At 66.6% G+C, this 23,709-nt stretch carries 23 protein-coding genes; 12 read left to right on the forward strand and 11 right to left on the reverse strand.

The features are described from left to right. Positions 1-203: 203 nt before the first annotated feature. The 8 genes from Mrose_RS07360 to Mrose_RS07395 all read right to left on the reverse strand — a co-directional run bounded on the left by Mrose_RS07360 (position 204) and on the right by Mrose_RS07395 (position 11,579). Positions 204-779 carry a hypothetical protein gene (locus Mrose_RS07360; RefSeq protein ID WP_119276957.1) on the reverse strand — a complete coding sequence of 192 codons (576 nt, stop codon included), beginning with the start codon at positions 777-779 and terminating at the stop codon, positions 204-206. A 57-nt stretch (positions 780-836) separates the two neighbouring features. After that, positions 837-2,129: an ABC transporter permease gene (locus Mrose_RS07365; RefSeq protein ID WP_245969690.1), complete on the reverse strand. Its 1,293-nt coding sequence runs from the start codon at positions 2,127-2,129 to the stop codon at positions 837-839. After that, the gene (locus Mrose_RS07370; RefSeq protein ID WP_119276959.1) at positions 2,126-2,842 is read right to left on the reverse strand and encodes an ABC transporter ATP-binding protein; all 717 of its coding nucleotides are present in this window, start codon (positions 2,840-2,842) and stop codon (positions 2,126-2,128) included. Before Mrose_RS07370 ends, Mrose_RS07365 begins: the two co-directional genes overlap by 4 nt. Then, positions 2,839-4,200 (reverse strand): efflux RND transporter periplasmic adaptor subunit, encoded by a 1,362-nt coding sequence (locus tag Mrose_RS07375; RefSeq protein ID WP_119276961.1) that lies wholly within the window; start codon positions 4,198-4,200, stop codon positions 2,839-2,841. The genes Mrose_RS07370 and Mrose_RS07375 overlap by 4 nt, the downstream gene beginning before the upstream one ends. 83 nt (positions 4,201-4,283) lie before the next feature. Then, positions 4,284-7,619: an efflux RND transporter permease subunit gene (locus Mrose_RS07380; protein WP_119276963.1), complete on the reverse strand. Its 3,336-nt coding sequence runs from the start codon at positions 7,617-7,619 to the stop codon at positions 4,284-4,286. Then, complete coding sequence (locus Mrose_RS07385; protein WP_119276965.1) at positions 7,616-9,079, reverse strand: efflux RND transporter periplasmic adaptor subunit; 1,464 nt, start codon at positions 9,077-9,079, stop codon at positions 7,616-7,618. Before Mrose_RS07385 ends, Mrose_RS07380 begins: the two co-directional genes overlap by 4 nt. A 65-nt stretch (positions 9,080-9,144) precedes the next feature. Continuing rightward, the gene (locus Mrose_RS07390) at positions 9,145-10,191 is read right to left on the reverse strand and encodes a TolC family protein (protein ID WP_119276966.1); all 1,047 of its coding nucleotides are present in this window, start codon (positions 10,189-10,191) and stop codon (positions 9,145-9,147) included. Then, the gene (locus tag Mrose_RS07395; RefSeq protein WP_119276968.1) at positions 10,188-11,579 is read right to left on the reverse strand and encodes a TolC family protein; all 1,392 of its coding nucleotides are present in this window, start codon (positions 11,577-11,579) and stop codon (positions 10,188-10,190) included. Before Mrose_RS07395 ends, Mrose_RS07390 begins: the two co-directional genes overlap by 4 nt. Before the next feature lie 226 nt (positions 11,580-11,805). Between Mrose_RS07395 and Mrose_RS18560 the strand changes: the two genes are divergently transcribed. The 7 genes from Mrose_RS18560 (at position 11,806) to Mrose_RS07430 (ending at position 16,314) form a co-directional block, all read left to right on the forward strand. Next, complete coding sequence (locus Mrose_RS18560; RefSeq protein ID WP_147371583.1) at positions 11,806-12,285, forward strand: hypothetical protein; 480 nt, start codon at positions 11,806-11,808, stop codon at positions 12,283-12,285. A 149-nt stretch (positions 12,286-12,434) separates the two neighbouring features. Next, positions 12,435-13,112 carry a response regulator transcription factor gene (locus Mrose_RS07405; RefSeq protein ID WP_119276972.1) on the forward strand — a complete coding sequence of 226 codons (678 nt, stop codon included), beginning with the start codon at positions 12,435-12,437 and terminating at the stop codon, positions 13,110-13,112. Beyond that, complete coding sequence (locus Mrose_RS07410) at positions 13,109-14,389, forward strand: sensor histidine kinase (protein WP_119276974.1); 1,281 nt, start codon at positions 13,109-13,111, stop codon at positions 14,387-14,389. The genes Mrose_RS07405 and Mrose_RS07410 overlap by 4 nt, the downstream gene beginning before the upstream one ends. Before the next feature lie 47 nt (positions 14,390-14,436). Further along, entirely contained in the window at positions 14,437-15,108 is a 672-nt protein-coding gene (locus tag Mrose_RS07415; RefSeq protein WP_119276975.1) for an HAD family hydrolase, read from the forward strand. 18 nt (positions 15,109-15,126) lie between these two features. Beyond that, positions 15,127-15,477, forward strand: coding sequence for a carboxymuconolactone decarboxylase family protein (locus Mrose_RS07420; protein ID WP_119276977.1), 351 nt, complete (start codon positions 15,127-15,129; stop codon positions 15,475-15,477). After that, entirely contained in the window at positions 15,474-15,950 is a 477-nt protein-coding gene (locus tag Mrose_RS07425; protein WP_119276979.1) for an 8-oxo-dGTP diphosphatase, read from the forward strand. Before Mrose_RS07420 ends, Mrose_RS07425 begins: the two co-directional genes overlap by 4 nt. Before the next feature lie 157 nt (positions 15,951-16,107). Then, entirely contained in the window at positions 16,108-16,314 is a 207-nt protein-coding gene (locus Mrose_RS07430) for a cold-shock protein (protein WP_027891870.1), read from the forward strand. A gap of 114 nt (positions 16,315-16,428) precedes the next feature. Here the strand turns inward: Mrose_RS07430 and pfkA are convergent, their stop codons facing one another. Both pfkA and rsmI read right to left on the reverse strand, forming a co-directional pair. Continuing rightward, positions 16,429-17,397, reverse strand: coding sequence for a 6-phosphofructokinase (gene pfkA, locus Mrose_RS07435; RefSeq protein WP_119277035.1), 969 nt, complete (start codon positions 17,395-17,397; stop codon positions 16,429-16,431). 76 nt (positions 17,398-17,473) lie between these two features. Then, positions 17,474-18,271: a 16S rRNA (cytidine(1402)-2'-O)-methyltransferase gene (rsmI, locus tag Mrose_RS07440; protein ID WP_119276981.1), complete on the reverse strand. Its 798-nt coding sequence runs from the start codon at positions 18,269-18,271 to the stop codon at positions 17,474-17,476. A 150-nt stretch (positions 18,272-18,421) separates the two neighbouring features. Here rsmI and Mrose_RS07445 point away from each other — a divergent pair, with 150 nt between their 5' ends. The 5 genes from Mrose_RS07445 (at position 18,422) to Mrose_RS07465 (ending at position 23,492) form a co-directional block, all read left to right on the forward strand. Further along, positions 18,422-19,123, forward strand: a complete 702-nt coding sequence (locus Mrose_RS07445; RefSeq protein WP_119276982.1) for a class I SAM-dependent methyltransferase — start codon at positions 18,422-18,424, stop codon at positions 19,121-19,123. A gap of 342 nt (positions 19,124-19,465) precedes the next feature. Beyond that, positions 19,466-20,413: an RIO1 family regulatory kinase/ATPase domain-containing protein gene (locus Mrose_RS07450; RefSeq protein ID WP_119276984.1), complete on the forward strand. Its 948-nt coding sequence runs from the start codon at positions 19,466-19,468 to the stop codon at positions 20,411-20,413. Beyond that, the gene (locus Mrose_RS07455; protein ID WP_119276986.1) at positions 20,410-21,357 is read left to right on the forward strand and encodes a GNAT family N-acetyltransferase; all 948 of its coding nucleotides are present in this window, start codon (positions 20,410-20,412) and stop codon (positions 21,355-21,357) included. Before Mrose_RS07450 ends, Mrose_RS07455 begins: the two co-directional genes overlap by 4 nt. Further along, a complete protein-coding gene (locus Mrose_RS07460) occupies positions 21,354-22,325 on the forward strand; it encodes a GNAT family N-acetyltransferase (RefSeq protein WP_119276988.1) in 972 nt (323 codons plus the stop codon). The genes Mrose_RS07455 and Mrose_RS07460 overlap by 4 nt, the downstream gene beginning before the upstream one ends. Before the next feature lie 105 nt (positions 22,326-22,430). After that, positions 22,431-23,492: a GNAT family N-acetyltransferase gene (locus tag Mrose_RS07465; RefSeq protein WP_119276990.1), complete on the forward strand. Its 1,062-nt coding sequence runs from the start codon at positions 22,431-22,433 to the stop codon at positions 23,490-23,492. On the opposite strand, the gene Mrose_RS07470 is transcribed toward Mrose_RS07465, so the two are convergent. After that, complete coding sequence (locus Mrose_RS07470; RefSeq protein ID WP_119276992.1) at positions 23,489-23,683, reverse strand: hypothetical protein; 195 nt, start codon at positions 23,681-23,683, stop codon at positions 23,489-23,491. The genes Mrose_RS07465 and Mrose_RS07470 overlap by 4 nt on opposite strands. Positions 23,684-23,709: the final 26 nt, after the last annotated feature.

Here is a 23,709-nt window from a genome sequence, read left to right on the forward strand (position 1 = left end):
CCGAACTCTCCCCACCTGGAGGGGGGCATGGCCGGGTGACCGCTGCTCTCTGGAACGGTCCTCGTAAATCGGCATGGGCCGAGTTTACGAAGTGAGTCCAGGGTGAAGCAAGGGTTTGAGGCTTAATGTTCTGTGCTGGGGCTTGCGGAAGACCAGGTCAGCCTCGAGCCGGATCTCGTTACTTTCACTTCAGCCCCTTGGGCTCAGCGCTTGCTCAACAGGGCAACCAGGTCGGTGAGGGTCTTCCTGGCAGGGTCCTCCTTGAAGGGGTTGAAGGGCTTGCCCTGCTGGATGGCCTGGAAGAGGCCGCCGCCTCGAGGCCCCCCCTGCCCGCCGGGGCCGCCCGGCCCCTGCAGGTTGTTGCCTTGCCCACCCTGGCCGCCGTTCTCCCGCCGCTGGCGCAGCTCCTGCTGCCGCTTGAGCTGGGTCTGGTCCATCCACTTGAGCTGGGCGGGGGTGAGGATGTTGTCCTCGATGTTGGCGAGGATCTTGCCGGCGTCGGCGGGCTTGAGGTCGGCGCGGGTCTGCAGGTCCTTGAGGATGGGCAGGAGCTTCTGGGCCTGGGCCTTGCTGAAGGAGAGGTTTTTCTGCTTGTCGAGATCGAGCATCAGCCGCAGGCTGTTCTGCAGCTCGAAGACCGGGCGGTACTGCTCGAGGCGCTTGCGTAGCTCAGGGTTGGGCTGTTGCCCACCAGGCCCCTGCTGGTTGGTGATGATCTCCTGGGCCAGCGCCAGCGAGCAGAGCAGAGCTAAAGCTGTTGCGAGGATCGTTCTTGCCATAAGGGCTCCTTGGATCGAAAGTCTGCGAGGTACTTCAAGCCGTCGTATCGGAGTGGCTCACTCGTACCTGAGCGATTCCACCGGGTCGAGCCGGGCGGCCTGCAGCGCGGGGTAGTAGCCGAAGAACACGCCCACCATCACCGAGAAGGCGAAGGCCAGGGCCATGCTGCTGGTCGAGAAGATCGGGGTGATGCTGAGCAGGTTGCCCACGCTGCGCGCCAGTCCCAGGCCCAGCAGGATGCCCAGTACGCCGCCCCCCACCGAAAGCACCACCGACTCCACCAGGAACTGGGTGAGGATGTCGCGGGGCTTGGCCCCCAGCGCCTTGCGGATGCCGATCTCGCGGGTGCGCTCGGTGACCGAGACCAGCATGATGTTCATGATCCCGATGCCCCCTACCAGCAGGCTGATCCCCGCCACCCCGCCCAGGAAGAGGGTGAGGGTCTGGGTGACCTGGTTTACCGAGGCCAGGGCGTCGGCCTGGTTCTGCACGCTGAAGTCGTACTCGTCGGGGTTGGTGAGCTTGTGCCGCGCAGCCATGAACTCGGTGATCTGGTTTTGCAGGTCCTTGAGGGTGTCCTTGCTCAGGCCCTGTACGTAGACCTGGCTCACCGTGGGCTCGCCCCGGTTGTTGCTGCGGCCCAGGCGCTGGATGTAAGTGCTCAGGGGCACCAAGACCTGGGAGTTGGGGCTGGCAAAGCCCGAGTCGCCCTTGTCGGGGAGCACCCCCACCACGGTGAAGGAGATGCCGGCGATCTTGATCTTCTGGCCCAGCGCCTCGCTGCCTTCGAAGAGATCCTGGGCCACCTGGTAGCCCAGCACCGCCACCCGCTTGCGGGCCTGGTTGTCGGCCTCGGTGAAGAAGCTGCCCTGCTCGGGCTGGGCGTTGCGCACGCTGGCGTAGGCGGGCCAGGTGCCGATGACGGTGGCGTTGGTGTTGTTGGCCCCGAACTTGACCTGGTGGTTGCCCTGGGCGACGGGGGCCACCCCGGCGATTTGGGTGGCGAACTGCTCCTGCAGGGCCTGGGCGTCTTTGACGGTGATGGTCTGGGGCCCGCCGAAGCGTACCAGCCCGGGCGGGCCACCCCCGCGCCCGCCGGAGACGGTGAGCAGGTTGGTGCCCAGGCTCTCCAGCGAGCGGGTGATGTTGGCGGTGGAGCCTTGGCCCACCCCGGTCAGCGCGATCACCGCCGCTACCCCGATGATCACCCCCAGCGCGGTGAGCGCCGAGCGCAAGGGGTTGCCCAGGATGGCCCTCCAGGCGATGGCCACCACCTGCAGCGGGTTCATGCCCGCCAGGCTCGAGCGCCGGTGGGGCTTGTCCTTGGGAAAGGCCCTGGCGGGGATCATGCTACGCCTCCTACGGGCCGCCTGCGGTGCGGATTGGGGCCGTCCGACTCGACGAGCCCGTCACGGATGCGCACGATGCGCCCGGTGTAGTCGGCGATGTCGGCCTCGTGGGTGACGATGATGACCGTGGTGCCCTCGTCGTTGAGCTCCTGGAAGAGGCTCATGACCTCGGTGGCGGTGCGAGAGTCGAGGTTGCCGGTAGGCTCGTCGGCCAGCAGGATCGAGGGGCGCATGGTGAGGGCGCGGGCCACCGCCACGCGCTGCTTCTGCCCCCCTGAGAGCTGGGAGGGCAGGTTCTTTTCCTTGCCCGCCAGACCCACCCGGCGCAACACCTCCAGCGCTCGCTCGCGCCGCTCGTGGGCGGGAACGCCGGCGTAAGTCAGGGGCACCTCGACGTTCTCGAGCACGCTGAGCCGGGGCAGCAGGTGGAAGGCCTGGAACACGAAGCCGATCTCCCGGTTGCGCGCCTCGGCCCGCTGGTTCTCGCTCAGCGTCGTTACGTCCTGCCCGGCCAGGAGGTAGGTCCCCGCGGTGGGGCGGTCGAGCAGGCCGATGAGCTGCATCAAGGTGGTCTTGCCCGAGCCCGAAGGCCCCATCAAAGCCACCATCTCTCCCTGGACGATCTCGAGCGAGACCCCCTTGAGGGCCTCGAACTCCACCTCGCCCATGTGGTAGACCTTGCGGATGCCCGAAAGCTGCACCACCGGCGTCATCGCCCACCCCCTGCCGGGATGCGCACCGGCAGCCCGATGCCCCCGCCCTGACGCTGCTGGCTGGAACTGCTCGAGCCGCTCGAGCTGCGCGTGGGCAGCACCACCTGCTGGCCGGGCTCGAGGCCCTCGGTGATGACCTGACTCACCCCGTCGTCGGGACCCAGTACCACCCGCACCGTCTCCTGGGTGCCGTCGGGCTGGAGCACCTCGACGTAGCTGCGGCCCCGCACGGTCTGTACGGCCCGCTTGGGGATGACGAGGGCGTCGGGGATCTCCTGGATGAGGATCTCGCCCTCGGCGGTCATGCCGGGCTTGAGCTTGTGCTGGGGGTTGGGGATGTTGACCGTCACGTAGAACACCGCGATGTTGGAGACCACGGTAGCCTGGGGCGAGATGTTGGTCACCACGCCCTGGAAGGTTTCGTCGCTGAAGGCGTCGAGGGTGACCTCGACTTTTTGCCCCACCTGCACCTTGGAGATCTCGCTCTCGTCGACTTGCACCGGCAGGTTGACGCTGGAGATGTCGATGAGGGTGAGCAGGGCCGAGCTGTTGCTGTTGGTGGCCCCCACCCCCACGCTGCCCACCTGCCCGTTGACCTCCGCCACCACCCCGCTGAAGGGCGCGTAGATCTTGGTGGCGGCCAGGTTCTCCTGGGCTGTCCTGACCTCGAGCTGGGCCTGCTGCACGGCGAGCTGGGCGTTCTTCAGGTCCTGGGCGTTGGAACTGGCCTTGAGGCTGAGGGACTGGCGGGCGGTCTCGAGATTGACCCGTGCGGTCTGGAGGCTGGCCTGGGCCTTGGCATAGGCGTCTTTGGCCTGCTGCAGGCTTTGCAGGCTGGTGCCGCCGATGTCGTAGAGCTTCTGGGTGGCCTCGAGGTCGTCACGGGCGCTCTGCAGGTCGCGGCTCGCGTTGGCGTAGGCCACTTCGGCGCTGGCCACGCTCTGGCGGCCCGTGGCCTCGGTGCTGGCCTGGCTAGCGCGCAGGGCCTCGAGGTTGGCCTGGGCCTTTTGCAGCGCGAGCTGGGCGTTCTCGAGGGTGCGCTGGTAATCGGTGGGGTCGAGCCGGGCGATGAGCTGGCCTTTCTGCACCCACTCGCCCACCTTGGGCAACTGGAGCACGACGCCGTTGACCTCGGGCTTGACCTCGAGGGTCTGGGCGGCCTCGAGGGTGCCCGGCCCCGACACCGAGACCCGGAAGGCGGAGCGGGCAACGGTGGCGGTCTCGTTCGTGGGAGCCGTCTGGGTATTGGTGGTGCGGGAGCGCAGCAGCCACCATCCGGCCAGGGCCAGCGCGGCCAGCGTCAGCACAAAAACCGGCCACAGGCGCGTAATGCGGGGTTTAGGGCGGGCATTCGTCATGGGTTTCATCCTGAAATGCCCGCCCGAAGGTTCGGTGTATGCATTGCGTAGATTTTGTGAAGATCACCCGCGGGTGGGGTGACTCAGTCGCCTGTCCCGCCGAGGGCGGGCACGGCGTGGGGTGGGCCGGTGCGACCCCGCTCAAACAGGTAGAAGGTCGCGGGAACGACGAAGAAGGTTAGGATAGCCGAGAGCAGGATACCGCCCAGCATCACCACCCCCAGCCCCTGGCCGAACTCCGACCCCGCTCCCCCGCCCAGGATCAGCGGGAAGCTGATGACCAGTACGGTGAGGGTGGTCATGACGATGGGCCGGAAGCGCAGGGCGGCAGCTTCGACCAGGGCTTCCTTCAAGGACATGCGGCCCATGCGCTCGACCACAAAGTCCAAGTAGAGGATGGCGTTCTTGGCCGAGAGTCCGATCAGGAGCAGGAAGCCCAGCAGGCTGAAGATGTCGAGCTGCCTGCCAAAGAAATAGATGAACCACAGGGCCCCGGTGATGGCGAAGGGCACCGGCAGCAGCAGGTACAAGGGGTAGCGGAAAGAGTTGAATTGTGCCCCCATCACCAGGTAGGCCAGCAGCAGGGCCAGGCCGAAGACCTGGGGGCCCAGGATGCTCAATTGCCTCGACAGCGCGGCTTGGCCGAAAGCGTTGCTCTCGGAGAGCGTTACCTGGTTGTCGAGGATGCCGGCCTGGGTGAGTTGCCGGTGCAGTTCGTCCTCGAAAACCGCCGCCGGAGGGGCTCCTGGAGCCGGGTTGATGGAGAGCTGGGCGGTGTAGAGCCGGTTGGTGCGGCTGATGGTGAGGGGGGCCTGGCTCTGCACGATGCTGCCGAGCTGTCCCACGGTGAGGTTGGTTTGCAGGGTAGGGGAGTAGATGGGCAGTGACAAGAGCGACTGAGCGTCGGCCAGGTAGACCGGGTTGACCCGGACCTCCAGCGGGTAGCTCAGGCCGCCGATTTCGACCGTGCCCGCTCGCGAGCCGCTAGCGAAGGTCTGAAGGGCTTGGGCCACGCTGCTGGCGGTGATGCCGGTGCCTGCCATGCGGCTGGGGTCGGGTACGAAGTTGTTCTGCGGGTTGGTCTGGCCTAAGTCGCTGTTGACGCTGAGGACCTTGGGATCGGATTGCAGCAACTGGATGGCCTGGTTGATGCGGGTGTTGAGCAACTCGTAGCTGGGCGAGGCCAGGTTGAAGTTGAGCGCGGTGCCCTGGCCCCGGAAGCCCCCGCCCCCGCTGATGAAGACCCGCGCCGAGGGCTGGTCGGCGATGAGGGACTGCATGGCGCGCTGGAGCTGGGGGATGAGGGTAAACACGCTGGGGCGCTCCTCGACGGGCTTGAGCTGCACCACCAGCCGGGCGTTGGTGTTGCCCACTGTGGTCTGAACGCTCACCACCTCTGGGCGGGCCAGCAGGAAGGCCTCGAGGCGGGCCGCGACGGGGTTGGTGCCGCTGAGGGTGGTGCCGCTGGGCATCCGCAGGTTCACGTTGATGAAGCCGCTGTCGGTTTGCGGCACGAAGTTGAAGGGGATGCGGGGGGCGATGAGGAGGAGGGTCAGCCCGAAGAAGGCCAGGGCTCCGCCCAGCACCCAGGGGCTGTGAGCCAGCAGCCGCTCCACGCTGCGGGCGTAGGCCTCGCGTGTATAGGTAAGCGCAGCCTCGGTCAGGCCGTGCAGGGTGGTGGTGAGGGCTTCCAGGAAGCTCAGCAGCGCGCGCCCCAGGTAATAGGCCAGGCCCAGGGCCAGGGGGTAGAGCAGCAGGGCCGGCAGGTACACCGGCGGCTGGGTGCGCCACAGCACGACGGCCAGCGTCACCCCCAACAGGATGGCCCAGGGCTTGCGTAAGGAGGCCAGACCCCAGGCCACAGCCTGGCGCACCTCGAGCACGCTGCGACCAAAGTCTCGCCAGGAGAGAGGGTGGGCGTCGGGGGTATAGGCCATGCGCACGGTGAGGAAGAGCAGCGCCTCGAGCCACGACATCAGCACCGCCGCCGAGAGCCCCAGGGCGAACTGCTGGATGAAGCGCCCGGCGAAGCCGCCGATGAAACTCACCGGGATCAGCACTGCCAGGATCGACAAGGAGGCCGCTGCCACCGCGCTGAAGACCTCGCTGGCGCCCTTGAGCACCGCCTCCATGCGCCCCAGGCCCTCCTCGCGGTAGCGTTCGACGTTCTCGGCTACCACGATGGAGTCGTCCACCACGATGCCGATGGCCACGATCATCGCCAGCAGCGAGACCAGGTTGAAGGTGAAGCCCAGCAGGCTGTAGAGGATGGGGGCTGCGGCCAGCGAGATGGGAATGGCCAGGATCACCGTGAAGGCGGTGTTGAGCCGGCCTAAAAACAGCAGCACCACGATGCCTACCACCACGGCGGTGATGAGCAACTCGTGGTAGGTGTTCTCCACCGAGGCCGCGATGGGCAGAGTGGTGTTGTTGGAGAAGGTGACCTTGTAGCCTGCGGGAAGCTGGGTTTGCTCGATGAGCCGCCGGACTGCCTCAGCCACCGCCACGGCGTTGGAGCCCGAGGTCTGCTGCACCGAGACCAGCACCGCCGGCTGCTGGTTGACCCGCACGTAGTTATCGACGCTGTACTTCTCCTGCACGCTGCCCAGGTCGCCCACCCTAACTCCCCGGCTGCTGTCGACGAGGATCTGGCTGACTTGCTCCAGGCTGCTGGGAACGCTGCGGGTGGCGAAGTTGAGGGCATCGCCGCCCTGGCTGAGCGTGCCGATGGGTTGGTCTACTGAGGCGCTATTGATGGCCTGCGTGACCTGCTGGGGGGTGAGGTTGTAGTAGGCGAGTCGGCTGGGGTCTAAGAGCACTTGGAACTCGCGGCTAGGTCCGCCGGTCAGGCTCACGTTGGCCACGCCCGAGATGCGCTGGAGGGCGGGCACCAGGATGTTTTGGGCGTACTCGTAGACCTCTTCCAGGCTAGCTCCGCCCCCGATGAGGCTGAACTCGAGGATGGGCTGGGCGTTGGGGTCGAAGGACTGCACGCTGGGCGGGTTCACCCCGTTGGGCAGGCGGCGCACTGCCGCCGAGACCTGGGCTGCGACCTGGTTGGCGGCGCTCTTTTGGTCGGTGTCGGGGCCGAAGCTGACCACCACCCGGCTGCTACCGGCGCTGCTGGAGGAGCTGATGCTGCTGATGCCCGAGAGGCTCGAGACCGCCCCCTCGATGACCTGCGTAACCTGCTGGTCCACTGCGGCGGGGGTGGCCCCAGGGTATTGGGTGCTGATGAAGACCACCGGCACGTTGGGGGTGGGCAGGAGGTCCACGCCCAGGGCGCGGGTGGCCAGGTAGCCAAACAGCACCACTCCCACGAAGATTCCGATGGAGAGCACATAGCGGGCGACCGAGAAGCCCACCATCGGGTTCACCCGGTCGAAGAGCTGGGTCTGAAGCCGACGCAGGCGGTTCATGGCCTCCCTCCCGCAGGGGGGGCTCCGCCCGGCCCGGAGGGAGCCAGCCCTCCGGGCCGCACCCGCTCCTGGTCGTTGCCTTGCCGGAAGCGTTGCCCCTGGGGGCTCGAGCCATCCTGGGCCTGGTCCTGGCTCACCACCGCCGATCCATCCAGCAGGCCCGGCGGTGGGTTGACGATGACCTCGAGGCCACCCTCGAGGCCCCGCACCGCCGCGGTGCTTCCAGCCTGAGCCAGCACGGTTACGTCCTGGACCCTGGCCCTGCCCTCACTCACGACGTAGACGTAGCTGCGTGCGCCGTCGTTTTGCAAAGCGGCGATGGGGAGCAAAGTACCCTGGGCCAGCCGCACGGAGTAAGTCAGGCTGCCCACCACCCCGGCGGGGGGGGTGGCCGTGCCCACGAAGCGGGCGGTGAGGCTCACGCTCTGGCTGACCGGGGCCGCCGGACGCTGGTTGAGTTTGACTTCGAAGCTCTGGCTGCCGGTGCTAAAGGGCAGCACCTGCCCTGGCGAAAGCGAGGGCGCGTCGCCCGGGGGAACGCTGAAGCGCACCTGCCGCGTCGTGCTCACGAGCGTGAAGACCTGGCTGCTGGGGCTCACCGCCTCGCCCGGAGCCACCGCGATGGCCGCGACCTGCCCGTCGAAGGGGGCGCGGATGGTGGCGTTGCTCAGGTTGAGCTGGGCCAGGCGAAGCTGGTTCTGGGCCTGGGCTACGGCCAGGCGAAGCTGGGCTAGGTTTTCCTGGCCGGCCCTCTGGTTTTGCTCGAGGGCTGCCTGAGCCGCTGCTAGGTTGGCCCGCGCGGTGCTGAGCTGGCTCCTGACACTTTGCAACTCGCTCTCCGACATGCCCCCGAGCCGGTGCACCTCCTGCGCTGCGGCATAGCTGGCCTGGGCCGCCGCCAGGCTGGCCTGGGCCGCTTGAAGCTGCTGCTTGAGCCTGAGTTCGGCCTCGCGGGTGGCGCTGGTCTGGCTGCTCAGGCTGATGCGGGCGTTTTGCAGCGCCAACTCGGCGTTGTGTACCGCGATGCGAAGCTGGGAGTCCTCGAGCTGGACCACGGCCTGATTGGCCCTGACCTCATCCCCCACCTGAACCAGCACCCGCGCCACCGTGCCACTGTTCCGGGCAGCGACTTGGCTCTGCTGCACCGGCACTACCGTGCCAGCGGCCTGGCGCTGGGCGATGAGTGTACCGGTGCGGGTCATGGTGGTTTGCACGGGGATCACGGCTCCGCTCCCGCCCTGTCCCTGGTTGCGGAAACCCTGCCCCGTCGCCCCCCCACGGTTCCCGAAGTTCTGCCCTATTCCCCCACCGCGGTTGCCCTGAAAGCCTGCGGCGGGGCTGTTTGAGCCCGCCGCAGGGGTGCTGGAGCTTTCGGGAAGCGAACTGCTACGCAGGAGGTATCCGGCCACGCCCCCGCTCAACACCAGCGCGATAACCGTGATCCATTGCCTTAGCCGCATTCCACCGTCCCCCCTTTTTGCTGCTCTTGCAGCAGTGTAGCTGCCCTGGCGCTTTCGTTGCTGAGCTAGGGCGTGCTGGCTGCCCTGACCAGGCCAGTGAAGTCCTGGCCTGCCGCCACGGAAAAAGCCGCCAGGGCCTTCCAGTAGCTGTTTTGCGCCTGAATCAGGCTGTACTGGGCGCTCTTGAGCGAGACTTGATCGGTCTGCAACTGTAGCGCCGAGGTGGTTCCGGCTTTGAGGGCGGCCTGGCTTTGCTCCACGACCTTCTGAGCATTGGCCACCGTGGCCTGGGCGATGGCGATGGCCTTGTAGGCGTTCTGGGCGGCCTGGTAGGTGTTGGTCAGGCTGGTGAGGGCGTTCTGCTGGGCGATTTGCAGCGAGCGCTGGTTGTTGAGCAGGGTGGTTTTGGCCGACTCGAGGTTCACCGCCGGGGTGTAGTCGTTATCGGAGAGCTTGACGTTGAGCTGGGCCAGCTCCACGGCCTGCTGAGCCTGCACCACATTAGCCAGGCGGGTGAAGAGGTCCTTGCTAAGCGCGTTGATGTCGGCCTGCAGGACGGGAGGAGCGGGGGGCGGAGCGATGCTGAGGTTGCCCAGGTCGCTCACCCCCAGCAAGGTGGCCAGCTGGGCCGAGAGAATGGGGATCTGGGCCTGGGCATTGGTGAGCGACTGCCTCGAGCTGTCGAGGGTGGTCTGGGCGCGGGCTACGTCCAGGGCGGTGGCGTTACCTGCGGCCTGGCGGGCCTTGGCCACGTCGAGGTTGCGCTGGTTGAGGGCGACTTGGGCCTGGTACAGCTCCACGTTCTGCAAGCCCTCGTAAAGCCCCACGTAGGCGTTGACCACGTTCTGCATCACGCTCAGGCGGGTGGCCTCGAGGTTCACCCTGGCTAACTCGGCGTTTTGCTCGGCCTGGGTGCGGGCGACGATTAGGGTGCTGGGGTCGGCCTTGAGGGCGTTGAGCTGCAGGAGGGCGTTCTGCAGGGTGGCTTGGGCGCTTTGCAGCGAGGGGCCCTGAGCGTAGGCTTGTTGCAGGGCCTGGACCAGGGAGAGAGAGTTCTGGGCGAGGGCGGGCGAGAGCAAGGCGAGGAAGACGACAGACAGGGTTCGCATCATGGGTTGCCTCCGTGGGGGCTGGCGAGGGCGGTGAGGTCGGCGCCGAGGGCGCTGTGCAGGTTGAGCCAGGCCAGGTAGGCCTGGGCGGTGGTGGCCTCGAGGTTGTTCTGGGCCTGCTGGCGACCTACCTGGGCGCTCTGCACCTCGAGGGCGGTGCCGGTGCCGGCTTTGAGGCGGGCCTCGGCGGTTTCCAGGTTCTTGGCGGCGCTGCTCAGGGCGCCCTGGGCCAGGCTGACCTTGGCCAGGGCACTCTGGGCCGCCAGGTACTTCTGCCGCACGTCCAATTCCGCCGACCTCCGCGCGCTCTGCAGGGAGAGCTGGGCCAGTTCCAAGGCGGTCTGGGCATTGCTGAGCTGGGCATCGGAACTGGGCGCGAGGACGGGTAGGGCCAGCGAAAGCCCCAGGTTCCAACTGCTCACCGAGGTGCCCGTGGACGTGGCGCTGGAGACGAGGGGGATGGAGGTGCCCAGGCTGGCAGAGCCGCTCTTGAAGTTCAGCCCCGCCGTGACCGAGGTGCTCCCACCCCCGCTGCTCCCCGAAGCGCCGTTGCTGTAGCTGAGGCTGAGAGAGGCGTCGGGCAGCCAGCGGTCGCGCTGGGCGCTGGCCAGGCTGGCCTGGGCGTCCTGCAGCCTGGAGAGGGCGGCGAGCACGTCGGAACGGCGGCTCATGGCCTGCTCGATCAGGCTCTCCAGGGGGGTGCTGGGCAGGGTAGGGGCGCTGGGGGCGGTGCTCAGGCTGCTCAGGGCCGCGGGGGCCAGGCCCAGGGTGCTGGCGAGGGCCTGGCGGGCGATCTCGAGGTTGCCGCTGGCGCTGGCAGCGTCGAGCCGGGCGCTGTCGAGGTCCTGCTGGGCGCTGAGGAAGTCGGTGAAGCTGGCCTGGCCAGCCTGGTAGCGGGCCTGGGCCACGCGCAGCTGGTTCTCCCGCAGGCGCAGGGTAGCCTGGGCCAAGGCCTCGGCCTGCTGGGCTTGGCGCAAGGCAAAGTACTGGGAGGTGAGGTTGATGACCAGGGAGTTGCGGCTGTCGCGCCGCGTGAGGGCAGCGCGCTCCAGGGCCCGCTGGGCGCTGGCGATGCTGTCGTAGGCACTCGACCAGGGTAGCACCGTCATAGAGGCGCTGGCTCCTAGGCTGAGGTTCTGGCCGGAGGTGGAGGAGGACGCACTCTGGCTGCCCCCCAGGCTGTAGCTGCCGCTACCCGTCACCTTCAGTCCCACCGCAGCCTGGGCCGCCTCCAGCGAGCGCAGTGCGCTTTCGTATGCCAGCTCGGCGTTCTGCCACTCCACCGTGCGGGGTAATGCTGCCAGGGCAGCCTCCAGGCTCAGGCCCTGTGCCTGGCCCAGGCTGGATGCACCCCACAGCACCCCCAACACTCCAATCCACGATCTTCGCATGATGTTTCTTCTCCTTAACCTCTGGACGCTCATCTGACCAAAGCTTCGGCACCGGCGGTGTAGCACGGGTGTACAGATTGTGTAGATCGTGTGAAGACCGACTTCTATGCAGAGTCTTCACCAAAACTACCCATAGCTTCACACACCCTTCGGCGCTCCTACACCAAAGGATGGCAACCTCTTGAACCGGGAGGCCAGAAGGCTTCTCGACACCAAGGAGGTTTTTATGTGGAAGACGTTCGCAACCCTTGCAATTTTGGCCCTCGCTTCGCTCAGCCTGGCTCAGAGTTCACTGTATAACCCTCTCGCGGTGGATCCCGGAGCTACTATCAGTGTCCAGGCCGGACAAACCATCTATGTACAGCTCGGCCAGTCGCCTGAGGATTGGGGTCTGAGCCGGAGTGTCACCGCCGGTACTGCAGATCGGCTCGACTCGATGGAGTGGTTCAGCGTCTCGAGCGATGGGCTGCCCGCGGGTTGGCAGGTCCGGCTCGCCAGCGTGAAGCCCGTCCTGGTGAGCGAGGATGCGCAGACCCCCAAGATGACCGACCAGAAGACCGAGATCGTCGAGAGCTCCTTCGTCAACACCTACAGCATCCAGGTTCCAGCAGGCATCCCTGAGGGCACCTATACCCTCAACATCAACGTCATCAGCAATGTCAACGGCGAGGCCTACTCCTTCCCCCTCACCCTCACCGTCAGCTAGAGCCGTACGCCCATCCTCGAGCCTCCACAAAGCCCCCACGGGGGCTCTTTCGTCGTCTACACACGGCCTTCACAATTTCCACTCCCGCCCTTCACCGCCTGGGGCCAAGCTGAGTTATGATGCCGGACACTGCGGATAAACTGAACCTGATGGCACTGGTACTGGTGGTCGAGGACGAACCTGAGATCGCGGAGATCCTCGAGGGCTACCTGCGCCGCGACGGTTACCGCACCGAGCGGGCCGCCGATGGCCGCAGCGCCCTCAACCTCTATCGTGCGGCCAAGCCCGACCTGATCCTGCTCGACATCCAGATCCCCGAGCTCGACGGCCTCGAGGTGCTGCGCCGGGTGCGCTCCGACGGCAACACCCCCGTGATCATGGTCACCGCCCGCGCCGAGGACCTCGACAAGCTGTTGGGCCTGGAGCTGGGAGCCGACGACTACATCACCAAGCCCTTCAGCCCGCGCGAGGTGGTGGCGCGGGTCAAGGCGGTGCTGCGGCGCGCTCACCCCTCCGAAGGGCCCAAGCCCGTGCTCCGGGCGGGGTTGCTCGAGGTTGACCTCGAGCAGGTGGTGGCGCGGGTGGACGGGGTGAGGCTCGAGCTCACCCCCACCGAGTTTCGTCTGCTGGAGACGCTGGCGCGCTCGCCGGGCCGTGCCTTCAGCCGCGCCGAACTGCTCGAGGCCGCCCACCCCGACTCCGACGCGCTGGAGCGGGTGGTGGACGTGCACATGAAGAACCTGCGCAAGAAGCTGGAGGCCGCGGGAGTCCCCAACCTGCTGGAAACCGTGCGGGGGGTGGGCTACCGGCTTTGGGTACCGACATGAAGCTGTGGAACCGTCTCGAGGTGCGCCTGGCGCTGCTGATGGCGGCGGTGGCCGTGGTCACCAACCTCATCACCTTCGGCCTCACCGCCTACCAGGGGCAGAAGGAGTTCCGCTACCTCTCGCCGAGCATCAAGGCCTTTTTGCAGAACCCCGACACGGCGCCTTTGCCCTTTGACCTCTCGAGGGAGATCAACCGGCAGCTCACCAGTGCTGATCGGGTCATCATCCGGGCTCTGAGCGACGGAGGGGTTCAGGGGGAGCGGATAGTGGTGTTGCAGGCCATGGAGGGTGGCAACGTGCTCATCAGCCAGGAGTTCACCCTACGTCCGCCGGCGCCTGGCTTCCGGCGCGGAGCCGGCTTCCTGGAACGCCTGCAACGGAGCCTGACCTGGGCCACGCTGGCTTCGGTGGGACTGGGCATCCTCATGGCCTTTGCCTTCGCCCGCCGCCTGGCTCGCCCGCTGGAAGCCATCTCCCAGGGGGCCAACCGTCTGGCCCAGGGTGAACTGACCGTGCGCATCCCCACCCCCAAGGGCAACGACGAGGTTTCGCAACTCGCGCGCAACTTCAACGCCATGGCCCAGTCGCTCGAACGGCTGGAGAAGGAGCGCAGGGCCATGATCGCCGACATCGCCCACGAGCTGCGCACCCCGCTCACCGTGATGCAGGGTCGCCTCGAGGCCATCCAGGACGGGGTGATCCGGCTGGATGACTCCGAGATCGCCCGCCTGCACCACCAGACCCGGCTGCTTTCGCGCCTGGTCGAGGATTTGCGCACGCTCTCGCTCGTCGACGCCGGGCGGCTCGCCCTCGAGCGCCAGCCCCTCGAGCTGCGCGAGCTGCTGGCTTCGGCGGCCCAGAGCTTCCGCCCCCGCGCCGAAGCCCGCCAGGCGCGGCTCGAACTCGACCTTCCCCACCAGCCCATCTCTCTCAGCGCCGATCCCGACCGCCTGGCGCAGGTAGTGGGTAACCTCCTCACCAATGCCCTCAATCACACCCCTGCGCACGGGCGCATCGTGATTTCGGCAGGCCAGGAAGACGGGCACGCCTGGTTCAGCGTGGCCGACACCGGTCCCGGCATCCCCGAAGAGGCCCTGCCCAAGATCTTCGACCGCTTTTACCGCGTCGAGCAAAGCCGTAACCGCCAGACCGGGGGCACCGGCCTTGGCCTGTCCATCGTGCGAGCGTTGGTGGAGCTGCACGGTGGGCGGGTGAGCGCGAGCAACCGCCCCGAAGGGGGTGCGGTGTTCCGGGTGGAGCTGCCGATGGGGGTGTAATGCGTCGAGGGTCAGGGATCGTAACCCCGATCAGGTAGGATGCTTCCATGAAACACGCCGTGCTTTTCGACGTGGGCGATACCCTCATCCTCGGGCATCCCAAGCTCTGGCTGTGGCCGCTGTTGCACGAGCGGGGGCTGGCCGAGAAGGCCGATACTTCCAGGCTCATGGAAGCCGTGATGGCTGCATACACGGTTTACAACCAGCGGCACATGCAGGCCACCACCGTCGAGACGGCCTTGCCCGTCTGGGCCGAGTTTCACCGCACCTTGCTCTCGGGCATCGGTCTGGGCGAGCACGCTGGGGAGATCTCGAGCTTCCTGCGCGAGAACTGGCGGAACCCCAAAGTGTGGCCGCTCACGCCGGGAGCCAAGGAGGTGCTGGGCGAGCTGAAGAGGCGCGGCTACAAGCTGGGGGTAGTCTCCAACTGGGATGCGCTGCTGCCGGGGGTGCTCGAGGCTACCGGGTTGGCCCCCTACTTCGACTTCGTGGCCGCTTCGGCGCTGGTGGGCGTGGCCAAGCCCGATCCCCGCATCTTCCGGGTGGCCCTGGAGGGCCTGGGGGTCGAACCCCACGAGGCTTTGCACGTCGGGGATTCACCCGATGATTTAGGCGGGGCCGCCGCCGCCGGGGTGGAAGCCCTCCTCTTCGACCCCTACCGCCGCAATCCCCAGGCCCTGCACGAACTCTCGGGCGTGCTCGAGCGGATTGATCCTTGAGGCGTTAGGCTAGTGCCCATGAGCGTTCGTAGAGCCATCTGGGGGGACAAATTCGAGGCCATCGAGCACAGCCTCAGCGAGGTGGACGCCGACCTCTACGGTTACATCCGCGACTTTGCCTATGAAGAAGTGCTGGGCAGGGACGGGCTCGATCTCAAGACCCGCGAACTGCTGGCGATCACCAGCCTCATCGCCCTGGGTTCGCCCAAGGAACTCGCCACCCACCTCGAGGGTGCCCTGCTCAACGGCGCCACCGAGCAGGAGATCCGCGAGACCATCATCCAGTCGGCGCTCTTCGTGGGCTTTCCCAACGCGCTGGGGGCCATGAAGATGTTTCACGCCCTGCTGCGCAAACGGAGCGAGGCATGATCGTCTGCTCCGACGTGCTGCTCTTCGACCGGCCCAACGGGCGGCTGGGGATGGGGCGCAAGAAGCGCGGGGTGGAGGTAGGCAAGATCCAGGGCTACGGCGGCAAGCTCGCGCCGGGGGAGACCCTGGCCCAGTGCGCCCTCCGGGAGCTGCTGGAGGAGGCGGGTGTGCGGGCCAAAGAGCAAAACCTCTGGTACGTGGCCCACCTGACCTTCGAGTTCCCCCACAAGCCCGAGTGGAGCCAGGTCGTGCACGTCTTCCGCCTGGAGCACTGGGAGGGAGAGCCCCAGGAGACCGAGGAGATGGCCCCGGTGTGGTGCGACCTGCGAGCCCTGCCCTACCAGGAGATGTGGGACGACGCGCGCTACTGGATGCCCAGGGTGCTCGAGGGCCGCAAGGTGCGCATGCGCTTCGTCTACGGCGAGGACAACCAGACGGTGGCCCGCGCCGAGCACGAGGAATGGCCCTCGTGAACCCTGCGCCGCGCTCGAGCCTCGACTGCGACGCCATAGTGCACCGTGTGAAGGAATTGTTGGAGAAACCGATTTGACTTACACCCCCGCTCGTGCTACTGTTGCGGTGTCCCCAAAAAATCCGGTTGGGTTTTCTAGGGTCGTAAGGAGAAGTTTCATGAACAAAGGCACCGTCAAGTGGTTCAACGCGGAAAAGGGTTACGGATTCATTGCTCAGGAGGGTGGCCCCGACGTATTCGTGCACTACTCGGCCATTCAGACCGATGGCTTCCGCACCCTCAACGAAGGCGATGTGGTCCAGTTCGAGATCGAGCCGGGCCGCAACGGCAAGGGCCCCCAGGCCAAGAACGTTCGCAAGGCCTAACACCTCGCAAACAACTGCCCCCCGCTCAGCGGGGGGTGTTTTTGTTGTTGGTCGATGGTCGAGAGCGGGGGAAGGATCCCCTCGAGCCACCGGCCTCCCTCTCGCTTCCCGCCTTCAAAGCGCCAGCATCCTCGCCAGCTCGTACTTGCGCCGATTGATGTCCTTGCGCTTCTCGACGGCTTCCTTGAAGGGGGTGAGCCGGATTTCGTCGTTGACCAGGCCAATTCCCACCCCACTGGCCCCGGATAGCAGGGCCTCCACGCAGGCGGCGCCCAGGCGGCTGGCGAGCACGCGGTCGATGGCGGTGGGGCTGCCGCCGCGCTGGATGTGGCCCAGGATGGTCACGCGACCCTCTATGCCGCAGCACAGCTTCACGTCGCGGGCCAGGGCCTCGGCCCCGCCCTCGTAGCCGCCCTCGGCCACCACCACGATGGAAGAGCGCTTGCCCTTGCTGGCGGAATCGGTGATCACCTGGGCGCACATGCTGGCGGTGGTGGGGTCTTCGGGGAGCACGATCACCTCGGCGCCCCCAGCGATGCCGACCTCGAGCGCGATGAACCCGGCGTGCCGCCCCATCACTTCGATGAAGAACACCCGCTCGTGGCTGGCGGCGGTGTCGCGGATGCGGTCGATGGCGTCGAGGGCGGTGTTGACGGCGGTGTCGAAGCCGATGGTGTAGTCGGTGCCGTAGAGGTCGTTGTCGATGGTGCCCGGTGCGCCCACGATGGAGATGCGGTGCTCCTCGGCTAGCTTCAAAGCGCCCCGGTAGCTGCCGTCGCCGCCGATGCAGACCACACCGTCAATGCGGGCGTCCTTGAGGTTTCGCGCGGCTTTGGCCCGGCCCTCCTCGGTCGTGAACTCCTTGCTGCGGGCCGTGAGCAGCACGGTGCCACCGCGCTGAAGGGTGTTGGCCACGTCACGCGGCCCCAGCACGGTGAAGTCGCCGTCGATCATGCCCTGATAGCCGCGCCGGATGCCCACGATCTCCAGCCCATGCGCCGTGCCGGTTCGCACCACCGCCCGAATGGCCGCATTCATGCCAGGGGCGTCACCGCCGCTGGTAAACACACCGATTCGCTTCATCATTCAACCTCACCAGTTTCACGCTCGAGCCCGACGTTGACGCACTGTTCCGGCGTTCGTTGGCAGGACGCCGCCTTCAAGCCGGAGCGTCATGAGCCAAAGTATAAGCCTGGTTGCGGGGTATGCCAGCCTCGACCAGGGCCCTGACCAGGGCTTTGCCACGCAGACCCTGGGCGCGCAGGCGCTCGAGCAGCTCCTGGACGTCTGGCGTGGGGGGCTCGAGGTCCGGCCTTGGGGCGAGCACCAGCACGAACTCCCCCCTGGGCTGGTCGAAGTGGGCCAGGGCCTCGCCCAGGCTGCCGCGAAAGACCTCCTCGTGCAGCTTGGAAAGCTCGCGGGCCACGGCGACGGGGTGGTCGGGGCCGTAAAGCTGGATCAGGTCCCTCAGGGTCTCCCGCAGGCGGTGGGGGGCTTCGTAGAGCACCACCGTGCGGCCCGTGGCGATGCCCTTTAGGCGCTCGCGCCGCTCGGAGGCTTTCTGCGGCAAAAAGCCCTCGAAGGCGAAGCGGGCGGTGGGCAGCCCCGAGGCTACCAGCGCCACGATCAGCGCGGTGGGGCCGGGCAGTACCTCGACCTGCCAGCCTTCCTTCAGCCCCAGCGCCACCAGTTCTGCGCCGGGGTCGGAGATGCCGGGAGTCCCGGCGTCGGTGGCGTAGGCCACGTAGCTGTAGCCCGCCAGCAGTTCCCTGGCCCGCCCCACGGTGTGCTGGTCGAGCCGCAGGGTGGGCTTGGAAATGCCATAGTGCCTGAGCAGGATGCCGGTGCGCCGGGTGTCCTCGCAGGCCACCACCTCGGCCTCCTTGAGCACCCGCAAGGCCCGCAGGGTGATGTCCTCGAGGTTGCCGATGGGGGTGGGGACGAGCACCAGGCGCACGGGGATTAGTGTAAGCCAAGGTCGAGGGCCCCAATGCGGGTCGTACGTCGTACGCAAAACGCAAGACGCAAGACGCTTTGGCCCTGGACCCTCGACGGCGGCGGCTGACGGCTTAAAGCTTTTTGCCTCCCATTTCCCTAAAATCTCCCCATGGCCCGCAACGCTTACGGCTGGCTTTACGACAAGATATACAGCTTCAAGGACTATGCCCACGAAGCGGCGCTCATCCGCGAGATCATCCACTCGCGCAACCCAGGGGCCAGCAGCTTGCTGGACGTGGCCTGCGGCACGGGGAAGCACCTCGATTACCTCAAGGCTTATTACCAGGTGGTGGGCACCGACCTCGACGAGGGGCAGCTCGAGGAGGCCCGTAAGCGCCACCCTGACGTGGCGTTTTACCAGGCCGACATGCGCGATTTCGACCTCGGCCAGCGCTTCGACGCCGTGACCTGCCTGTTCAGCGCCATCGGTCACACGGGGGGTGTGGAGGGGCTGGGCCGGGCGGTGGCCTCGATGGCTCGGCACCTCGAGCCCGGCGGGGTCTTGCTGATCGAACCCTGGCTCTCCCCCGAGGTCTGGCAGAACGGTCGCCCGCACGCGGTCTTCGTGGACGAGCCCGAGCTCAAGGTGGTCCGCATGAACACGAGCCGCCAGGAAGGGCGGCAGAGCGTGCTCGAGTTTCACTACCTGCTGGCCCGTCCCCAGGGCGTGGAGTACTTCACCGAGGAACTGCGGCTGTTCTTGTTCACCCACGAGGAATACATGGACGCCTTCCGGCAGGCTGGGCTGAGCGTCGAGTTCGACCCCCAGGGCCTTACCGGGCGTGGGCTGTACGTGGGTTTGAGGTCTTAGCCCAGCCGGCTTCTGCCGGGGGCCGGAGCGTTACGCGCCCGCCGCCGCTGTGGGTGACGGCGGGCAACGGGGAGCCGGAGGGATTTTGAGCGAATTTCCGAGGTGGGGCTTGCATAAAGTGCGGGGGATTATGCTACACTCTTTCCATTGAAACACTCCGAAAGGAGGTGACCGCGATGATGACGATCCACTGCATCCTTCACCAAGCAGCCATTGACTCCGTCAGCGTGGTCTGCCTCCGTGCCATTATGTCGGCAACATAGACAGAAGCGATGGTCTGTCCGGGGGCACACCAGAGGCCCCCGGACTTCTCTTTGCCATCCCCAATTCGAGGTTGACTCAATGCTCCACAACTCCCAAAGCTGGCTGGACGATGAACTCGAGGCCGACTCGAGCTTCGAGGAAGACCCTCAACCGCAGCAGTACTTCAGCTTGCGAGCTCACCGCCTCGCCCGCAAGCCCCCGCGCCGCCGCTCGGTCAAGAAGCTCCTGGAAGAGGGGCTGAAGGACCCCAAAGCCCCCAAGTTCAGTGACCCCGGCCTGCAGGAGCTCTACGAAAAGCAGCTCTTCAGCGAACTGCTGTGGGAGTTGCGCAGCGGCAAGGAGGCCACGGTCTACGTGGTGCGGGCTACCGAGAAGTCCTGGCCCGATAACCCCGAGGCCCTGCTGGCGGTCAAGCTCTACGTCGATAGCCGGGTGCGCTCGCTCAAGAACGACGCCCTGTACCGTCAGGGCCGCTTGGTCAGCGACCAGCGCATGAAGAAAGCCATCGACCAGCGCTCGGACTACGGCATCAGCGCCCAGAACATCCTGTGGGTGGAGGAGGAGTACCGCCAGCTTCACGCCCTGCACCAACTGGGCGTGCCGGTGCCCAGGCCCGTCGCCCACGCGGGCAATGCGATCCTGATGGAGTTCGTGGGCGATGAGGACGGCCCCGCCCCGCGTCTGTCGGAGGCGGGCCTGAGCCGGGAGGAGGCCCAGGAGGCGCTCGAGCAGGCCGTCCACAACCTGGGCCTGATCCTCTCGGCAGGCAAGATCCACGGCGACTACTCGACCTTCAACCTGCTGTGGCACGAGGGCCGGGTGGTGGTCATCGACTTTCCGCAGATGGTGGAGTGGGACAAAAACCCCCTGGCCATGGAGATCCTCGAGCGCGACGTACGGGGGTTGTGTCGCACTTTTGGCCATCTGGGGATCCATCCAAAGCCCGAGGCGGTGATACGGCGGGTCTGGCAAATTGCGCATGCCAACCCCACCCGCTACACCCCGATGGAGGTGAGTTATTTGTGAACATCCGGCCTTTCGATTACAGCGACGGCGACTATGAACTCTACGTGCGGCTCCACAACGCCGTGTACCCCGACCAGCCCCGCACCCTCGAGGCCCTTCGCCACTTCGACGCCACCAAGGGGCCGGACGAGATCGCCCAGACCTTCTTCGTCGAGCACGGCGGCCAGGCGGTGGGCTGGTTCGCCTTCATGACCCCCCGCTTCAACCCGGTGCCGGGGCAGCTCGAGGTGGAGTGGGGGTTGCTGCCGGGCTACGAGCCCCTGAGCGAGGCGCTGTGGGGGGTGCTCGAGCGCGAGATCACCCCCTACCGGCCCGAGGCGTTGGTGACGCGGGTGCGCGAGGACTGGCCCCAGGCGGCCTTCTACACCGCGCACGGCTTCGAGGTCTACGACCGGATGTGGGCCAGCACCCTCGACCTCGAGCGCTTCGACCCCGCCCCCTTTCGGCGGCCCCTGCCCCAGTCCATCCGGATTGGCACCCTGGCCGACCTGGACTACCACAGTCAGGCAGCGCAGCGGCAGTACTACGCCCTGATCGCGGCCCTGCTACGCGACGTGCCCTCGGCCCAGCCGGTGGAGGTGTGGCCCTTCGAGCTGTGGCAGGAGCGCTCCATGAAGGACAAGAACCTCATTCCCGAGGCCAACTTCATCGCCTTCGAAGGAGAGGCCATGGTGGGGGTGTCGCAGCTGTGGCGCTCGCCGCGCCCCCAGACCCTCCAGACCGGCCTCACCGGGGTGCTCCCCTCGCACCGGCGCCTGGGCATCGCCCTGGCCCTCAAGCTGCGGGCCGCCGCGTACGCCCGGCAGCAGGGCTACCGTTACGTGCACACCAACAACCACCAGGTCAACCGCCCCATGCTCGCCATCAACGAGGCCCTGGGCTTCGAGAAAGAGCCCGCCCAGCTCTTCCTCAAGAAGAGCCTGCTCGTCAAGGAGGAGTCGTGAAGCAGCCATTCAAGCTCAGCATTCGCCCCTTCACCGAAGCCGACTACCCCGCTGCCGTCGAGAGCAGCAACGCGGTCTACCCCGACTACCCCAACTCGGTCGAGGAGTGGCAGCACGCCGACCGTAACCGCAACCCCGAGCACCGCTTCGCCCGCTTCGTGGCCGAGCTGGACGGGCAGGTGGTGGGGGTGGCTCAGTACGGCCAGAGCGCCACCAACTACCACCCGCGCAAGTTCTGGCTCGAGGGCTGGGTGCGCCCCGAGCACCAGGGCAGGGGCGTCGGCAAGGCCCTCTACCAGCAGGTGATGGAAGCCCTGGCCCCTCTAAAGCCCCTCGCCCTGCGGGCCGGGGTGCGCGAGGACATGGAGCGCGGGGTGCGTTTCCTGCAGGAGCGCGGCTTCGCCGAGGAGCGGCGGGCCTGGGAGTCGCGCCTGGACGTGCAGACCTTCGACCCTGCGCCCTACCTGCCCCTTTTGGAGCGCCTGGAGGCCGAGGGCTTCGAGTTCAAGAGCATCCGCGAGCTCGAGGCCGACCCTGAGCGCGACCGCAAGCTCTACGCGCTCGAGCTGGCCGTCGAGCGCGACATGCCCTCTTCCGAGCCCTACACCGGCTACGACTTCGAGCACTTCGTCAAGCGCTACCTGCAAAGCCCCGACCTCTCGCCCGATAGCTGGCTGGTAGCGCTCAAGGACGGGGAGTACGTGGCGGTGAGCACCCTCTGGAAGACGCAACAGAGCCCCGACCTCTACAACGGGGCCACCGGCACCCGCCCCGAGTGGCGGCGCAGGGGCCTGGCCTTGGCCTTGAAGGTGCGAAACATCCTGTGGGCCAAGCGCGAGGGCTACGCCCAGATCAAGACCTGGAACGACTCGATCAACCGGCCCATGCTCTCGATCAACGAGCGGCTGGGCTTCCGGAAGATGCCCGCCTGGGTCACCTTCCGCAAGGACTTCGCAGAAGGGGACTGAGCCTCGAGGCTGAGTTCGACTTAATCAAAACCAAGTCAGTATGTTATGCTCTAGGCTAAATAACACCTGCGCTGCCAAACCAGCAAGCGCCAAGGAGAACCCCTCATGATCAAGATTCGCCCCGTGACTAAACCCGCCGATTTTCCCATCATTGCCCAGGTCCTCACCGCCGTGGACCCCGAGTGGCCCGTGACCCCCGAGATGGTCGAGCGCTGGGACCAGCAGCGCAATCCCAAGTACCACAGCGCCGACTTCGTGGCCGAGTACGCCGACGCCGGGGTGGTGGCCGTGGCCGGGCTGGGCGAGGACGACTGGGCCTGGGAAGAGGGCAAGTACTGGCTCAACGTGCGCGTGCATCCCGACTTCCGCAGCAAGGGCATCGGCAGCGCGCTCTACGAACACCTGATGAACCACCTCCAGACCCAAGCTCCCGTCGCGCCTAAAAAGGTGCTGTGCATGTTCGGGGAGGACAAGCCCGAGACCAGGGCCTTCGTGGAGAAGCGGGGCTTCGTGCTCGAGTGGAAGCGCTACGAGTCGCGCCTGCAAACCCAGGGCTTCGACTTCGCCCCCTACGCCCACATCGAAGCGCGGGTGCGGGAGGCGGGGCTGGAGATCAGGAGCCTGGCCGAACTGATGACCGCCGACCCCGAAGCTGCCCGCAAGCTGTGGGAACTCGACTGGATCCTCTTCCAGGACGTGCCCATGGGCGTGACCTTCACCAAGCGCGAGTTCGAGCAGTGGATGAAGGAGGAACTCGACGACCCCCACTTCGTCAAGGAAGCCAGCTTCGTCGCTCTCGACCCCAAGCGCCACGACCCCCTCACCGGTCACTTCGTGGGCTACACCAGCCTGATGAACAACCCCGCCGGCTTCTGGGTGATCGGCATGACCGGGGTGCTGCGCGAGTACCGCGGCAAGGGCTTGGCCAAGGCGCTCAAGCTGCGGGGCATGCGCTACGTGCAGGCCAATGGCGGCGGCGAGATCCGCACCTTCAACGACCCGCCCAACTTCGTGATGTACGGCATGAACCTCGCCATCGGCTTCGAGCCCTACCCCTCGAGGCTGCGCTACATGAAGCGCCTCGACGGCCAGCCGGTCGAGCCCTTCGACGAGAGCAAGTACCGGCGGGGCCTCGAGGAGCGTGTTTACGAACGAGCCGAAGGCTAATCCCGCAGGCCGAAGAGGCGGCTGACCATGTAGTCGATGAGCAGAAAGAGCACCACCAGCAGGAGGATGAGCCCCCACCAGGGCATCTGCACCCAGACCACCACGAACAGCCGCTCGAGCACCTTGTAGAGGATGAAGCCGAAGATCAGCGTGGTGACGAGGCTGGCCAGGAAACGGCGGGCTTTGTCCACGCCCTAAGAATAGCCGACCACCGGAG

The sequence above is a fragment of the Calidithermus roseus genome, assembly GCF_003574095.1.
GTDB classification, from domain to species: domain Bacteria; phylum Deinococcota; class Deinococci; order Deinococcales; family Thermaceae; genus Calidithermus; species Calidithermus roseus.